General features: G+C 70.7%; 12 protein-coding genes. 3 read left to right on the top strand and 9 right to left on the bottom strand.

Going from position 1 to position 14,883, the window contains the following annotated elements; all coding sequences use genetic code 11:
- Positions 1–19: 19 nt before the first annotated feature.
- Positions 20–1,507 carry an ATP-binding protein gene (locus CcI49_RS27420; RefSeq protein WP_054567062.1) on the top strand — a complete coding sequence of 496 codons (1,488 nt, stop codon included), beginning with the start codon at positions 20–22 and terminating at the stop codon, positions 1,505–1,507.
- Between the two features lie 33 nt (positions 1,508–1,540).
- On the opposite strand, the gene CcI49_RS27415 is transcribed toward CcI49_RS27420, so the two are convergent.
- Positions 1,541–1,951 (bottom strand): helix-turn-helix domain-containing protein, encoded by a 411-nt coding sequence (locus CcI49_RS27415; RefSeq protein ID WP_076830753.1) that lies wholly within the window; start codon positions 1,949–1,951, stop codon positions 1,541–1,543.
- A 111-nt stretch (positions 1,952–2,062) separates the two neighbouring features.
- Between CcI49_RS27415 and CcI49_RS27410 the strand changes: the two genes are divergently transcribed.
- Entirely contained in the window at positions 2,063–3,520 is a 1,458-nt protein-coding gene (locus tag CcI49_RS27410; protein WP_076830749.1) for a DHA2 family efflux MFS transporter permease subunit, read from the top strand.
- 20 nt (positions 3,521–3,540) lie between these two features.
- On the opposite strand, the gene CcI49_RS27405 is transcribed toward CcI49_RS27410, so the two are convergent.
- From CcI49_RS27405 to CcI49_RS27375, 7 genes are all read right to left on the bottom strand, one after another.
- Positions 3,541–3,786: a DUF2630 family protein gene (locus CcI49_RS27405; RefSeq protein ID WP_006539263.1), complete on the bottom strand. Its 246-nt coding sequence runs from the start codon at positions 3,784–3,786 to the stop codon at positions 3,541–3,543.
- Between the two features lie 129 nt (positions 3,787–3,915).
- Positions 3,916–6,468: an MMPL family transporter gene (locus tag CcI49_RS27400; RefSeq protein WP_076830746.1), complete on the bottom strand. Its 2,553-nt coding sequence runs from the start codon at positions 6,466–6,468 to the stop codon at positions 3,916–3,918.
- Between the two features lie 199 nt (positions 6,469–6,667).
- A complete protein-coding gene (gene bfr, locus CcI49_RS27395; RefSeq protein ID WP_054567060.1) occupies positions 6,668–7,147 on the bottom strand; it encodes a bacterioferritin in 480 nt (159 codons plus the stop codon).
- A 183-nt stretch (positions 7,148–7,330) separates the two neighbouring features.
- The gene (locus CcI49_RS27390) at positions 7,331–7,525 is read right to left on the bottom strand and encodes a (2Fe-2S)-binding protein (RefSeq protein WP_076830741.1); all 195 of its coding nucleotides are present in this window, start codon (positions 7,523–7,525) and stop codon (positions 7,331–7,333) included.
- A 562-nt stretch (positions 7,526–8,087) separates the two neighbouring features.
- Positions 8,088–9,302: an OmpA family protein gene (locus tag CcI49_RS27385; protein WP_076830736.1), complete on the bottom strand. Its 1,215-nt coding sequence runs from the start codon at positions 9,300–9,302 to the stop codon at positions 8,088–8,090.
- A 149-nt stretch (positions 9,303–9,451) separates the two neighbouring features.
- Entirely contained in the window at positions 9,452–10,549 is a 1,098-nt protein-coding gene (locus tag CcI49_RS27380) for a phosphatase PAP2 family protein (RefSeq protein WP_076830733.1), read from the bottom strand.
- Positions 10,550–10,783: 234 nt separating this feature from the next.
- Positions 10,784–12,118: an Ig-like domain-containing protein gene (locus tag CcI49_RS27375; protein WP_076830729.1), complete on the bottom strand. Its 1,335-nt coding sequence runs from the start codon at positions 12,116–12,118 to the stop codon at positions 10,784–10,786.
- A gap of 838 nt (positions 12,119–12,956) precedes the next feature.
- Here CcI49_RS27375 and pucL point away from each other — a divergent pair.
- Positions 12,957–13,865 carry a factor-independent urate hydroxylase gene (gene pucL, locus CcI49_RS27370; protein WP_076831134.1) on the top strand — a complete coding sequence of 303 codons (909 nt, stop codon included), beginning with the start codon at positions 12,957–12,959 and terminating at the stop codon, positions 13,863–13,865.
- A gap of 12 nt (positions 13,866–13,877) precedes the next feature.
- Here pucL and CcI49_RS27365 read toward each other — a convergent pair whose 3' ends face one another.
- Entirely contained in the window at positions 13,878–14,879 is a 1,002-nt protein-coding gene (locus CcI49_RS27365; protein WP_083749744.1) for an SAM-dependent chlorinase/fluorinase, read from the bottom strand.
- Positions 14,880–14,883: the final 4 nt, after the last annotated feature.

Here is a 14,883-nt window from a genome sequence, read left to right as displayed (position 1 = left end):
CGGCCACAGGGAGGCTGACATGGCGGGCGACGTGGCGGGCGGCACGGCGGAGAACAGGCTGCCCTGCGACATCGACGAGCTGCGCACCTTGTTCCTGTTCGAGAAGCTCACCGACGAGCAGCTTGACTGGATCTGCCGCAACGGCCACGTCGAGCTCATCGAGCCGGGGCCGGTGTTCCGTGAGGGCGAGCCGGCCACCTGCTTCTACGTGCTGGTCGAGGGCTCGCTGGTACTCACCCGGCGGATCGGCGACGACGACGTCGAGGTCACCCGCACCGACCAGCGCGGGGTCTACGCCGGGGCCTGGTTCGCCTACCTGGGCGACCGGGTGCCGCAGCTGTACAACAACTCGATGCGGGTGACCTCCCCGTCACGCTTCGTCGTGCTGGACGGGGTGGCGCTGGCGCGGCTCATGCGCGAGTGGTTCCCGATGGCCGTCCACATGCTCGAGGGGCTGTTCTTCGGGCTGCAGAACCTGCAGCAGCAGACCGGCCAGCGCGAGCGCCTCCTGGCTCTCGGCTCGCTGTCGGCGGGCCTGACCCACGAGCTCAACAACCCGGCCGCCGCCGCGGTGCGGGCGACGGCGTCCCTGCGCGAACGGGTCGCCGGCATGCGGCACAAGCTGGGCCTCATCGCCGCCGGACCGTACGACCGCCCGGCCCTGGAGGCGCTGATCGCCCTGCAGGAGGAGGCGGCGGAGCGGGTCGGCAAGGCTCCTGCGCTCACACCGATGGAGACCAGCGACCGGGAGGACAGCATCTCGGACTGGCTTGACGACCAGGGCATCGCGGGCGGCTGGGAGCTGGCACCCACCTTCGTCCAGGCCGGCTTCGACGTCGACTGGCTGGAACGGGTCGCGGGCACCGTGCCCGCGCAGATCCTGGAGGGCGCGGTCCGCTGGCTGATGTACACCGTCGAGAGCGAGCTGCTGATGAAGGAGATCGAGGACTCCACGAACCGGATCTCCGGCCTGCTCGCGGCGACCAAGCAGTACTCCCAGCTCGACCGGGCGCCCTACCGGCAGGCGGACGTCCATGAGCTGCTGGACAGCACGCTGGCCATGCTGGGTGCCAAGCTCGCGGGGATCCAGGTCGTGCGCGAGTACGACCGGGCCCTGCCGGAGATCCCGGTACATGCCGCCGAGCTCAACCAGGTGTGGACGAACCTCATCGACAACGCCGCGGCGGCGATGGGGGGCGCGGGCACCCTCACCGTCGTCACCGCCGCCGACCACGACGACCTGGTGGTCGAGATCCGGGACAGCGGCCCGGGTGTCCCGGCGGACATCCAGGACCGGATCTTCGAGCCGTTCTTCACGACCAAGCCGGTCGGTGAGGGAACCGGGCTGGGCCTGGACATCTCATGGCGCATCGTCGTCAACCGCCACCACGGCAACCTGACGGTGACCTCGGTGCCCGGCGACACCCGGTTCCGGGTCTGTCTGCCGATACGTCCCGACCTCACGAGCCCCCTGGAATCCGCCGTGGAGGCCGCCGAGCAGGGCTGACCCGCCCTCGGCTCCCGCCCTTGGCTCCCGCTCTCAGCTCCCGGTTTCCGCCGCCCGGTGGTCGTACTCGTGCCGGGCCGAGGCGATGGTCATCTGGTGGCGCTCCGCCCAGTCGCGGAGCGCGGAAAGCGGCGCGAAAAGCTCACGCGCCACGCTCGTGGCGGTGTACTCCGTCTTCGGCGGCACGGTCGGATAGACCTTGCGAGTCAGCAGCCCGTCTCGTTCCAGCCGGCGCAGGGTCAGGGTCAGCATGCGCCGGCTGATGCCGTCGATACCGCGTTCCAGCTCGGTGAAGCGGACCGGGCCGTGCGCGGCCGCGATCAGGATGCTGACGCTCCACTTGCCGCTGACCTGGTCAAGCACCTCCATGATCGGGCAGGCCTCGATGACGGCCTGATCCACGGTGCGGCCATCACCCGTCACATCGATGTTCCGCTGGGACATGAAAGTGCCTTCTTCCGCCGGTGTAAACGCTCCCCCAGCATGGTCACTGACCGTTCCCCCCGCAACAAGCAGTGGGCCCTGTAACAAAAGGTGCCCCATTGGAGTGCACACATGTCCGAGCTCACGCTCCCAGCGCCGGTCCAGACACGCTCCGAGGCGGCCGAAGCAGGTCCACCCCGCTGGCTCGCACTGATCGTCCTGTGCGCCGCCATGCTCATGGTCATCCTCGACGGCACCATCGTCACCGTCGCACTGTCCGCCATCCAGGACGACCTGGGCTTCTCGGAATCCGGGCTGGCCTGGGTGGTCAATGCCTATCTGGTGGCCTTCGGCGGGCTGCTTCTGCTGGCCGGGCGGGTCGGCGACCTCGTCGGTCGACGGCGGGTCTTCGTCGGTGGTCTCGCCCTGTTCACCGTCGCGTCGCTGGTCTGCGGGCTGGCCGCGAGCCCCGAGACGCTGCTCGCCGCACGGTTCGTCCAGGGAGTCGGGGGCGCGCTCGCCTCGTCCGTCGTCCTCGGAATGATCGTGGTGACCTTCCCCGAACCTCGGGCACAGGCTCGGGCACTCGGAGTGTCGAGCTTCGTCGGTGCCGCCGGAGCCTCGATCGGACTGCTCGCCGGCGGGCTGCTCATCGAGGTGCTCACCTGGCACTGGGTCTTCTTCGTGAACGTGCCGGTCGGCCTGGCCGCGGTCGGACTGTCCCTGCGGGTCCTGCCGCGGGACCGCGGTCTGGGCCTCGCCGCCGGAGCGGACGCACTCGGCGCCGTACTCGTCACCGCTGGCCTCATGATCGGCATCTTCACGATCGTGGGCAGCGACGACGCGGGCTGGACGTCCGCCCGCACCCTCGGACTCGGCTTCCTCTCGCTGGGGCTGCTGGTCGGGTTCGTGGCCCGGCAACTGCGGACCCGGCAGCCCCTGCTACCACCCCGGCTGTTCTCCTCCCGGCCGCTGGCCGTGGGGAACGTGGCGCAGTTGTTGATGACCGGCGGGCTGTTCGCGTTCCAGTTCACCCTCGCGCTCTTCCTCCAGCGCGTCCTCGGCTACGGCGCGGCGGCGACCGGCCTGGCCTTCCTCCCCGTCGCGATCACGATCGGTGTGTTCTCACTGGGACTCACCGGCTGGCTCGCCGAGCATCTCGGTCCGGGGCTGGTCGCGCTGCCAGGCCTGGGACTGCTGGCCGTCGGCCTCCTGCTGCTGGCACGGCTCTCGCCCGACGCCTCGTACGCGCTGGACATCCTGCCGGCGGCGATCATCCTCGGCTGCGGGGGCGGCCTGGCACTGCCGGCGTTCACGCAGCTCACCATGTCGGGAGTGCCGGAGGATGACGCCGGCCTGGCCTCCGGGCTGAGCAACACGACGCTGCAGGTAGGCGGGGCACTGGGACTGGCCGCCCTGACGACGCTCGCGGCATGGCGCACCGAGAGCGCGGCGGGCGACGGTGCACTGAACGCACACGACCTCACGGCCGGCTACCACGCGACATGGCTCGGCGGCGCGGCCCTGATGGTGGTCAGCATCGCTGTCACGGCGGGGCTGCTCAGGCCGCGCCGCCCCTCGGCCGGCTGAGCCGTCCGCACCTCGATGCGCTATTGAAGGTAGCCCTCGACCTGGTTGCCGGAGCCGGCATGCGTGTCGTCCGGGTCCGCTCCGACGGAGCGGGCCGCGCGGCGCCGGCGGAGCAGATCCCAGCACTGGTCGAGGGTCTGCTCCAGCTCGACGAGACGGTCGCGCTCGGCGTCCGAGTCGATGTCCCCCTGGGATCGGCGCAGCCGCAGGCTGTGCTCCTCCGCCACCAGGGTGTCGATGCGCTCGAAGATCTTCGTGTCGTCCATCCGCCCCAGCAAAGCACGTTGCCCGGGCGGCGTTCCAGCCTGCCAGGCCGGGTCGGCCCGGGCCTGCCAGGGTCAGGCCGGACCTGTCAGGGGCGGTCCGGGCCTGTCAGGGGCGGTCCGGGCCCCGGATCAGTCCACGCCCTTCGCCAGGGCGGACGGCCACCAGATCTTCTTTCCGATGTCGTGGCTGAGCGCGGGCACCAGGATGGAACGCACGATGATCGTGTCGAGCAGGACGCCGAAGGCCACGGCGAAGCCCACCTCGGCGAGGAAGACCAGCGGGAGAACACCAAGGACCGCGAAGGTCGCCGCCAGCACGACCCCCGCCGAGGTGATCACGCCGCCGGTCACCGACAGGCCACGGACGATCCCGGCACGGGTCCCGTGTTCGAGCGTCTCCTCCCGCACCCGGGTCATCAGGAAGATGTTGTAGTCGATGCCGAGAGCGACCAGGAAGACGAACGCGAAGAGCGGGAAACCCGGATCGGAGTCGGCGAAGCCGAAGACGTGGTTGAAGAACACCGCGCTGACACCGAGCGTCGCCGCGAAGGACAGGACCACCGTCGCGATCAGCAGCAGCGGGGCGACGAGCGCCCGCAGCAGCACGCCGAGCACGATCAGGATGACCACCAGGACGATGGGAATGATCAGGTTCCGGTCGTGCGCGGACGCCTGCTGCGTGTCGTAGTTGATCGCCGACGCGCCGCCCACCAGCGCATCGGCCCCTGCGATGGGATGGAGCGCCGCGCGCAGCGCCCGGACCGTCTCGAAGGCCTCGGGTGTGTCGTAACGGCTGGTGAGGGTCGCATCGATGGCGATGCGGCCGCCGACCGGCGTGACCTGCAGCGCGGGCGGCAGGCAACCGTCCGCACCCGGCCTGATCGACGTGCTGTCGGCGGCGAACGCCCGCGCCAGCTTCGCGTAGTCGACCTGGACGCACACGGAGCCCGGGCCGGGCGCGACGCCCGGAACCTTCGACGCGGCCGCGACGACCTCGTCCTGGCGGTCCAGGTTCGTGATGATCACGGCCGGGGCACCGGCTCCCTGGCTGAAGTGGGCGTCATAGATCCGCTGGCCGAGGATCGCATCGGGCTCGCTGGTGAAGCTGTCCGTCGTCGACAGGCCGTCGACCTTCAGCGTCGTCATCGCGCCGGCGCAGGCCAGCAGGATGACGGCGGTCGAGACCCAGGCCAGCCGCGGCCGGCCGGCGAGCCTGGTGGCGAACCGTGCCCACGCACCGTGCGTGGCCAGGTCGGCCTGCTGGTCGAAGCGTGGAATCCGCGGCCAGAAGACCCACCGGCCGAACAGCACCAGGAACACCGGCAGGAAGGTGAGCATCACGAGCGCGGTGCAGGCGATACCGATCGCGGTGACGGGGCCGAGGCTCTTGTTCGAGTTGAGCTCGCCGAGCGCGAGGCAGAGCAGCCCGAGCACGACGGTGATCGCCGAGGCGGCGATCGCGGGTGCGGCGCCCCGCCAGGCCGCGATCATCGCGTCCATTCTCGCGGGGTAGGCGTGCAGCTCTTCGCGATAGCGGCTGATGAGCAGCAGCGCGTAGTCGGTTCCGGCGCCGATGACCAGCACGAACAGGATGCCCTGGCTCTGCCCGTTGAGGGTCAGTACATCGTGCTTCGCCAGCGGGTAGACGATCAGGACCGAGACCCCCAGCGCGATGATGGCGCTGAACAGCGGAAAGAACCACAGGACCGGGCTGCGGTAGACGACCAGGAGGATGACGATCACAACCAGGCCGGCGGCCAGCAGCAGCACACCGTCAATGCCCTCGAATGCCTCGATAAAGGCCACGAGAAGGCCACCGGGGCCCGCGCTGTGCACGATCAGGCCGGCCGGCACGTCCGTCTTCGCCAGCTCGACGACAGCATTCTCGACGTCGACCAGCTCATCGCCCGGGACCTCGACGTCGCCCCTCTTGCCGATGAGCGGCACCGCCACGTTCGCAACGCTGCCGTCCGGCGAGAACTGGGGTGCGGCGATCTGGTTCGGGTCGACACCCTCGATGGACCGGAAGGCCCGCGCATCCGCGGCGATCTTCGCGCGGTCCTCCTGCGTCAGCCCGCCCACGCGCTGATAGACGATGAAACCGGGCAGCGTCTGCTCGGAGCGGAACTTCTCCGCCTCCTTGTCCACCCGGGTCGACTCGGCCGACCCGGGCAGGAACGCGGCGTTGTCGTTCTTCTGGACCTCTGCCAGCTTGGCCTGGAACTGGCCGCCGAACCCACCGAGCAGAAAAAGAACCACCGCGAGGCCGGCGAAGAGATACAGGATCACCCGAGCCGGCCGGCGCACCGCCGCCGCGGGCTCCACTCCCCCTCCGACACCGCCACCACCGACACCGCCACCGCTGACACCACCGCGACCACCGCCGGACAGAGCAGCTGCCACTACCGCGGCCGGCGCCGGCGCCGTCGGATGGCCGGGAGGAAGCTGCCGCTCGGACTCCGAGGCCTCGGACCCGACGGGCCGGGGCTGGGCGTCCGGCGCCGATCTCCCGGACGGCACCACGGGCGCCGTGGACGTGCTGGAGCCGGATTCGATGGGTGCGTCCTCCGGTGAGACGCCGGAGGCGACCACGGCCGGGTCGGACTGCGTTTCCTCACGTGGGCTCGGAACTGTGGAGGATCCGTCGCTGCTGGTCGGCGAGCCGCCGCCGCTGTCGGTCATCTGGCGTCCCTCGGTGCGCGTGGGCCAACGGAGCACCCACGTTCACCGGGCACCCAGGTGATGGTCCCCGACATTGTCGCGCATGACCGGCGCGGCGGGCCAAGTGCACCGCCGGCGGAACGAGCCGCCGAATCCCCCGGTCGGGGTACGACCCTTCCGCGGGCCATTCGCGCCCCGCGAGCCGTACCCCGGGCTCTCCCTAGTCGTCGTGTTCGTGGATCTGCTGCGAGAGGTACTCGGTGGCACCGAGCTGGGAGATGAGCTCGAGCTGGGCGTCCAGCCAGTCGATGTGCTCCTCCTCGGAGGTCAGGATGTCCTCCAGCAGGACGGCGGAGCCGATGTCGCCCTTTGACCGGAACAGGGCGATCGCCTCGCGGAGAACGTCGACGGCCTCGGATTCATGCTGGCGGTCGAGCTCCAGCTGCTCGGGAACCGTCTCCCCGATGCGAAGCGTGTTCAGGCGCTGCAGGTTCGGAAGACCGCCCAGGTAGAGAACTCGATGGATGAGTCGATCGGCGTGCTTCATCTCGTCGATCGACTCATGGTAGTAGTGCTCGGAGATGTGCTTGTAACCCCAGTTCCGCTGCATCCTGGAATGCAGGAAATACTGGTTGACCGCGGTCAGTTCATTTGTCAGAACCGTGTTCAGCCGCTCGACGATCTGTTCGTCGCCACGCATCGCCGACTACCTCCACCAATATCACCCGGAAACCTCCACAGGCGATTCGACGGGCAAGCGAAGGCAGCACGAAGCCCTTGACCGGCGTGCCGGAATACCGCGCGAAAAAAAGCGGATCCCGCAGACGGCAGCGGGTTTCCGCTCCGACCCACCGAGATCACCCCCGGAGGCCCCGGTGGGTCCCTAGGCTGATCTGGCGACCGGACGGCGACGAAGCGGCACCGCCGCATCGAGCATCTCGTCGATCTCCTCGAGGCATCCGCCGCACCCTGTGCCGGCGTCACACCTCGCACCGATCTCCTCTGCGTCACAGGCACCCGATGCGATCACGCTACGTAGCGTCCGATCGGAGACAGCAAAGCATGAACAGACGAGCACCGCACCTCACCACGCCCGGAGATGTCGACGCCGAAGCGCCGAGAGGTTGTCGTTACCGTTCCGGGATCCCTTCGCGCCGAGGCTCAGGCTTAGCTAAGGCTTCCCTAATCGCTAGAGTGCCACGGAGTGGGCGGCAGACGCAAGGCAGCCTTACCTACGCCACACACCGACCGCAAACCCCTGATGCGCAGGGTGACAACCCCCGGCGCCTCCGGCGATGAAACCCACTCCTGGTCGCATCCGAGTCACCGCACGACGAGCGACATCGCCCTTCCGCAAGCACCGCGCGCGCAGCAGGCACAGCCGTCACCGCGAGTCCCCGCGAGCGCCGGCGGATCGCGGCGGATGCCAGCAGTTGCAGGTGATGCCACACGGGTCATCGGCTCCCGGGCGCCCGCAGCGGGGTCCCACAGGCCCCCAGGCCGCCCGGGAAGGCGAGGCCGCCGGCTCAAACCCACCCGCCGCAGGAAACCGCGTTTGCCGTTCGGACCCGAAGGCCGCGCCACCACTCGACAGCGCGCCGGAAGTACCACCCGGGCCGAAGGTGCCTGCGGCCGACTTCTCAGCCAGTGACCGCTGTCACATCCACCCGGCGGTTGGCGGCGCGACCTGCCACGGTCGCGTTGTCAGCGACCGGGCGCTCCGGTCCGAAGCCGGCCACCCGCACCCGCTCGGCCGGCACTCCCCGCTGCACCAGGTATTCACGGGCGGCCCTGGCCCGGTCCATCGACAGCGCCTGGTTGAAGGCCAGCGGGCCGGTGCTGTCCGTATGCCCGCCGACCAGCACGGTGAGGTCTCCCGGCAGCAGGGCCTGGGCGACCTTGTCCAGACCCGCGCGCACGGACGCGTCGAGGGTTGACTCCCCCACCGCGAAAGTCAGGCTGGTTCCCTCCAGCGCGGCCTGCAGCGCGCCCTGGGTACGCCCGGCCTCGGGAACAGCACCGGTGAAACCAGTAGCCGACGGGGCAGGAGCCGACGGAGCAGTGACCGACGAACCGGGGGCCGCCGAATCGTCGCTCGTGGAATCGGTCGCGACGGGGCTGACCGCACCCGTGGCCGGGTCGAGGGCCACCTCGGCGCCGACCGTCAGCCGGTTGTCGAGCGAGGCGTCCGGAACCTGGTGCCGGACGGCCGCCAGCACCTCCGCCCCGATCGCGGTGCCCGCAGCCCGATCCGCGACCGTGCCCTGGAGCACCAGCGACGAACCGTCGATCGTCACGGACCGGACACCCGACTGCTTTCCCAGCGCCCTGGCCACGTCGCCGAACGACTCCAGCGCCGGTGTCGCCACCCTGGGATCAACGGTGACGGTCGCCGAGACGGCACCGCCGGAGACATCCGCCGCCGCGCCGAGCAGCTGCGCCCGCGTCGCACTGTCCGGAACGGTGGCGCTGAAGGCCAGGTCGGCCGGTGTGCCGCCGGTACCGCTCACCCCGATGACGATCGGCCGGGACGGCTCGGTGGCGACGACCGCGTCCCCGGACAGCCGCACGGAGGCACTGCCGGACACGGCTGCCACCCGCTGGGCTTCCCGGGCCTCCTGCGGGCTCTCGAAACGGCCGTGCAGGACGATGTCACGACCTTCGACGCTGACCCGCGCCCGGCTGACACCAGCCGCGCGGACCGCGTCCGCCGCCCGGGTGCCCAGGTCGTCCTCGATCGGGCCACGCCGCAGCCAGAGCGCCAGCAGCCCCAGCAGCACCCAGGCGACCAGCAGTGAGACGACGAACGCGACCGGACGGGGGCGCCGAAAGAGCGCCACCGACAGCGAGGACATGGGTACTCCGTGCTCCCTACTCAAGGGGGGATACGCGATGGGGGCACTGCGAGAAACCGCAGCGTACGGAAACTTTCCCATATGCCCGACATCGGGAACACACCGGGGGAAGGCTCACGCCAGCCCAGGAACCGCCACGTCCAGCCCCTTCAGGCCTCGCTGACGCGGGCGCGCGCAGCCGCCGCCGTCGTGCCCACCGCCGCCGTACCCGCCGCCGACGCCGTCCCCGCCGACACCGTGCCAACCGTCCCCGCCGACGCCGTGCCAGCCGATGCCGTCCCTGCCGCGGCTTCCTCCCGCACGGCCACCTCCGCCGTCGCCACCCCCGCCTCGGCGTCCGCGGGGGTGGCCGGCGGGACGTCCGCGGCCCGCCGGCTGCGGTGGCGGACCGTGATCGCGAAAGCGAGCAGCGTGCTCACACCGAGCACGGCCCAGCCGGCCACCGCGTCCAGGATGTAGTGGTTCGACGTCGCCATCACGATGAAGACCGTCGCCGCCGGATACAGGCAGCCGAGCACCCGCACGACCGGCCGGCGGGCGAACCGGGCGAGCAGGAAGCCCGACCAGAGGGCCCACGCACAGTGCAGCGAGGGCATCGCGGCGTACTGGTTGGCCAGCCCTTCCAGGCCGTCCGGAGCCGCACTGGCGCTTCCGCTCCACCAGCCCCAGCCCTCGAAATGGGACATCGTGTCGACGTAGGACGTCCCGGGCAGCAGGCGCGGCGGGGTGGTGGGAAACAGGAAGAAGCCGCACAGCGCGATCAGCGTGGTGAAGACCAGGGTCCACCGGGCGCGGACATACCGCCCCGGGTTGCGCCGGTACATCCAGACCAGCAGCGAGGGTGTGACCACGAAGTGCAGGGTCGCGTAGTAGTAGCAGCAGATGACCGCCAGCACCGGCACGCTCTGCAGCCAGCTGTTGAGGCTCAGYTCGATGTTGATGTGCAGCCGTTCCTGCAGGTGCAGGATGTCCCAGCCGAGTCGGTTCGCATCCGCGGCGGACGCGTCGGCCGCGCCTCTGGTCGCCGTGTAGACGTAGTAGAGCGACACCAGCAGGACGGCCTCGACCCAGAGCTTCGGCAGGCCGGTGGCCGGGTTTCGCAGCCGCCGCCACCATCGCCCGCCGCTGGGCCCGCCCTGCCCGCCGGGGGCACTCGACCCACCCGGCCCGGCCTGGCCGCTCTGCGCCGACCGGAGGGCCTCGTCACCCAGGTTGTTCTGACTGTCCCGGTTCGTCTGATCCACCACGCCTCGACTCCCGGTCCGTCCCGCGGCTCGCCGTGTCCGACTCTCTTCGTCCAGCTTGCGCCGACAAGCCAATCATGGGCAGCCGTTCTCGAGCGCAAGGGCGGGTGGCCACCGAGAGACGTCTCCGTGACCACCCGCCCGTCACCGACCGGGTGTTACCCACCCTTCATGGCCCCGCGATCCGGGGAACCCGGCCCCGGAGCCTCACCCGCACCGCCGAAGCGGCCAGGCACGTCAGGTGCCGCCGGCCGAGGTACCAGCACCGGAGGAGCCCCCGGCCAGCGTGGAGCTGTCCGACGACTCGCCGACGGGCAGGGCGCTGCCGGCCTTCCAGGTCGCCCACGGGACGGACCACTCGTTCCCGAGCTGCGACGTGTCCGCCGGCCGCCCGGTGTTCTTGATATTGATGATGTCGCCAAACTGACTGAAGTTGTAGAACCACTCCGCATCAGCGGGCGACGCGTTCACGCACCCGTGCGAGACGTTCGCCCGCCCCTGTGAGGGCACCGACCACGGCGCGGAGTGCACGTACTGCCCACCGCTGGTGTAGTGGACGGCCCACTGCACCTCCTCGCGGTAGTAGTCGGGGTCGCCCACCGGAATGCCCACCGTCGCCGAGTCCATGATCACCATGGGGGACTTGCCGAGCACGTTGTGCGGGCCTTCCATGGTCAGTGAGCCCGGCTTGCCGCCGCTGATCAGCATGGTCCGGACCAGCTGCCCGTTCTGGTAGACCTGCATTCTGTGGGTCGACGCGTCGACCTCGCTGACCTGGGCGGCGCCGATGGTGAAGTCCATCGTGCGGTCCTTGACGCCGATCCAGCCGGTGCCGGAGTCGTAGCCGGCCAGGTTCGCCGCCACGTGCACCTTGGTCCCGGGTGCCCAGTACTCCTGGGGCCGCCACATCACCAGGCGGTTCGACATCCAGCGCCAGGCGCCGAGCACCGGCGGGTCGGTGCTGACCGCGAGGCGACGCTGCACCGCGGCACGGTCCGTCACCGGCGCGCTGAAGGTGAGGCTGATCGGAGTGCCCACCCCGACGGTCTGGCCGGCCACGGGCTCCCAGGACACCTTGAACGCCTTGTCCGGGATGCCGGTGGTGAAGCTCGACGTGATGCTCTTCGTGCCGGTCAGGCCCGCCGCCTGGGCGGTGGTGGCCTGGATGTCGTAGCGGCTGTCCGAGAACAGCCCGCTCGCCGAGGTCCACGTCCGGTGGTCCGCGGAGAAGGTTCCCTCGAGCGTGCCCGCCTCGGTCTTCTCGGTGGCGCTCGCGCCGCGCGCGACCGTGACCGACGCGAGCGGCGCGTTGCTCGTCACCACGACCGACTCGGTCAGCGCGATGCCGGCCGCGCCGTCCGCCGGGGTGACGGTCAGCGTCGGTGTCGCCGGCGGGGGCGAGGTCTGCGGCGCCGCCTCGTCGCCACCACCGCCACCGGACGAGCACGACGCCAGCAGCGCCACGGCGAGCAGGAGGGCGACGACCCCGCCGCCACGCTGGCGGACGGAACGGGAGGCGGGCAGCAGCCCGCCACGGAGAACTCGAGCCGGGCTCATCATCGAGCGGGACATGCGATGCCTTCTTCCGAAGACCGGAGCAACGACGAGGTGTAGGGCTTTCCGTCGGCTCGCGGATCGCCCGGCACCGGATCACCAGGGCTGGTGACCAGCGGGCGCCGCGACGCGGCGACGAACCGCAGCGGCCTCACCGAAAGGGATCGGCCAGAAACAGAAAGTGCACATGCTCGACCACCCACGAGCGGACCGTACCCACGACCGCGAACCACGTCCCGTCGATCACGGGAAAACCCGGCCCCACCCGTGACACAACTACCCGCCGCTAATATTCCGATCTCGGAGAGTGACGCTCCCCGGTCCGCTGCCATAAACCCCTCCCAGCGCCGTTTCGTCCGACGCACGACTCATATACAAAGTTGCGCGCCGACGAGAAGCCGCACCGGGGCCAGTACCGGATTTGTCCGCGAGTAGACACTAACCACTACCGGACGTGCCAGATATTGCACGCAGCGCAGCCACACCTTGGTGCCGTACGGATTCGCGTGCCCGGATTTCCACCGGCCGCACGCCGGGACACCCTCGGGCACTCCGACCGACGAGTCGCGCCGGAAAGCGCCGGAGCGCGCCGAACACCGCCGCCGGAAGTGATGTGCCGACTTCGGGCCGGAACCATCCCGTCGCGGCACCGACCGGGGACCGGAGTGCCGGCCGGTCAGCCCTCCGGACGCGCACGCCGGAAACAGCGGCGAAACGCCACCACAACAGGCCGGCGCGGCCGGGCACCCCAGAATGGGGCTTCCCCGCCGGGTACGCCGGCACCGGGAGCCGGGATCGTCTGGCCACCAGCCGGCTGCCTCGGGCGGGCCAGCCGCCGCCGACCCGAAAGGTGCTCATGCCCATCGTTCTCGGACCGAACCAGTACGGCAAGGCCGAGGTCCGCCTCGTCCACGTGGACCGATCCACCCCGGTCCACCGGATCAGCGACCTGAATGTGTCCACCGCCCTGCGCGGTGACTTCACCGCGGCCCACACCCGGGGTGACAACAGCCACGTTCTCGCGACGGACACCCAGAAAAACGTCGTCTACGCCTTCGCTCGCGAAGGGGGTGTCGGCGAGATCGAACAGTTCGGGACCCGGCTGGGCCGGCATTTCACCGCCGCGTACGGCTGGATCACCGGCGCGCGGGTCGAGATAGAGCAGTTCGGATGGGACCGGATCGACGTGGCCGGGCCGGCCCACGACCACTCCTTCGTCCGGTCCGGGCAGAACCGGCGAACCACGGTGGTCACCATCGACGCCGACGACGTGCACGTCGTCTCCGGAATCGCCGGGCTGGTCGTCCTCAAGACGACCGGCTCGGAGTTCCACGGATTTCCCCGGGATCGCTACACAACACTGGCGGAAACCTCCGACCGGATCCTCGCCACCGAGGTCACGGCCCGGTGGCGCTACACCGCCACCGACGGTGGGATCACCGGCGCTGATTTCGCGCGGCTGGCCGCGGAGATCCCGCGCACGCTGGTCGAGACGTTCGCGGGCCTGCACAGCCTCGCCCTGCAACAGACCCTTTACCACATGGGCGAAAAGGTGCTGGCGACCTTCCCGGAGGTTGCCGAGATCCGTATGTCGATGCCGAACAAGCATCATTTCCTGGTCGATCTGGCGCCGTTCGGCCTGGACAACCCCGACAGCGTCTACCTCGCGGCGGACCGCCCCTACGGCCGTATCGAGGGCACCGTCCTGCGGGACGACGTCCCGGCGGCGCCGATCGCCTGGGACGCCACCCCGGGGTTCTGCTGACGTCCGGGCCGGTCAGGCCGGTGTGATCACCACCCGGTCGCCCGGCCCCAGCCCCAGCGCACGCGCCGCGTCCCCGTCCCGGGTGGCCAGCGCGGCGTGGCCATCCGAATCGGCGTAGAGCACGAGCTCCCCGGGCTCCACCGAGCCGAAGGTCACGCCCACCGCCACCTCCACCGCGATCGCCTCCACCGCGACCACCGGCGGGCCAGCCGCCGAGTCCGTCGCAGGGCGCGCCGCCGGCGCGGCGCTCGCGCCGCCGCTCGCCGGACCGGTCCCGCGCAACGCGGTCAGCCGGCTCCGGTCGCCGGGCCGCAGGCCCAGCTCGGCCAGCAGGTCCGCCGGTGCGGCCAGCGCCACGTTCCCGAAGCCGTCCACACACAGGACGTCCGACTCGAGGCGGGCGGCGCCATCCGGACCTGCCGGCGCGACCCTCGCCACCAGCCTGGGCAGCGTGACCAGGCTCTCCGGATCGACCACCGGGCCGAGCGCCCGCAGCGGGCGACCGGCCACCAGGGCCGCCGCCGCGGGGGCGAACACATCCCGGCCGTGAAAGGTGGCGGGGACGTCCGCCGGCACGGTGAGCGCCACCGCCTCCAGCACGCCGCCCAGCACCTCGGCCGCGGGCACCAGCAACCCGTTGTCGGGCCCCACGAGGAAACCGGCCGGCGTGCGCAGCGCGAGCGCCCGGCGGGCGGTACCGACGCCCGGGTCGACCACGGCGACATGAACCCCGCGCGGCAGGTGGGCGACGGTGGAGGCGAGCACCGTAGCGCCGCGCCGGATGTCACCTCGTGGCACCAGGTGCGTGACGTCGATGATCGGCACCGCGGGCGCGAGCCGGAGCAGGACACCGTGGCAGGCGGCGACGAAGCCGTCCACCAGGCCGTAGTCCGTCAGCAGGCTGACGCAGCGCGGATCGTCCACCGCGCGCTCGTCTCCCGGGACGCGCTCGTCTCCCTCGGCGCGCTCGTGTTCCCGTCCCCCGGCGCGCTCGTGTTCCCGCGACGCCCCCATAGCC

Source organism: Frankia sp. CcI49, from assembly GCF_001983215.1.
In the GTDB taxonomy this organism is placed as follows: Bacteria; Actinomycetota; Actinomycetes; order Frankiales; family Frankiaceae; genus Parafrankia; species Parafrankia irregularis.
This window is presented reverse-complemented; position numbering and strand designations above follow the sequence as displayed.

Coding starts and splice junctions, on each gene's coding strand:
- pucL (WP_076831134.1), top strand. CDS start 12,957: ATGCCCATCGTTCTCGGACCGAACCAGTACGGCAAGGCCGAGGTCCGC.
- CcI49_RS27375 (WP_076830729.1), bottom strand. CDS start 12,118: ATGTCCCGCTCGATGATGAGCCCGGCTCGAGTTCTCCGTGGCGGGCTG.
- CcI49_RS27420 (WP_054567062.1), top strand. CDS start 20: ATGGCGGGCGACGTGGCGGGCGGCACGGCGGAGAACAGGCTGCCCTGC.
- CcI49_RS27410 (WP_076830749.1), top strand. CDS start 2,063: ATGTCCGAGCTCACGCTCCCAGCGCCGGTCCAGACACGCTCCGAGGCG.
- bfr (WP_054567060.1), bottom strand. CDS start 7,147: ATGCGTGGCGACGAACAGATCGTCGAGCGGCTGAACACGGTTCTGACA.
- CcI49_RS27415 (WP_076830753.1), bottom strand. CDS start 1,951: ATGTCCCAGCGGAACATCGATGTGACGGGTGATGGCCGCACCGTGGAT.
- CcI49_RS27405 (WP_006539263.1), bottom strand. CDS start 3,786: ATGGACGACACGAAGATCTTCGAGCGCATCGACACCCTGGTGGCGGAG.
- CcI49_RS27400 (WP_076830746.1), bottom strand. CDS start 6,468: ATGACCGACAGCGGCGGCGGCTCGCCGACCAGCAGCGACGGATCCTCC.
- CcI49_RS27365 (WP_083749744.1), bottom strand. CDS start 14,879: ATGGGGGCGTCGCGGGAACACGAGCGCGCCGGGGGACGGGAACACGAG.
- CcI49_RS27385 (WP_076830736.1), bottom strand. CDS start 9,302: ATGTCCTCGCTGTCGGTGGCGCTCTTTCGGCGCCCCCGTCCGGTCGCG.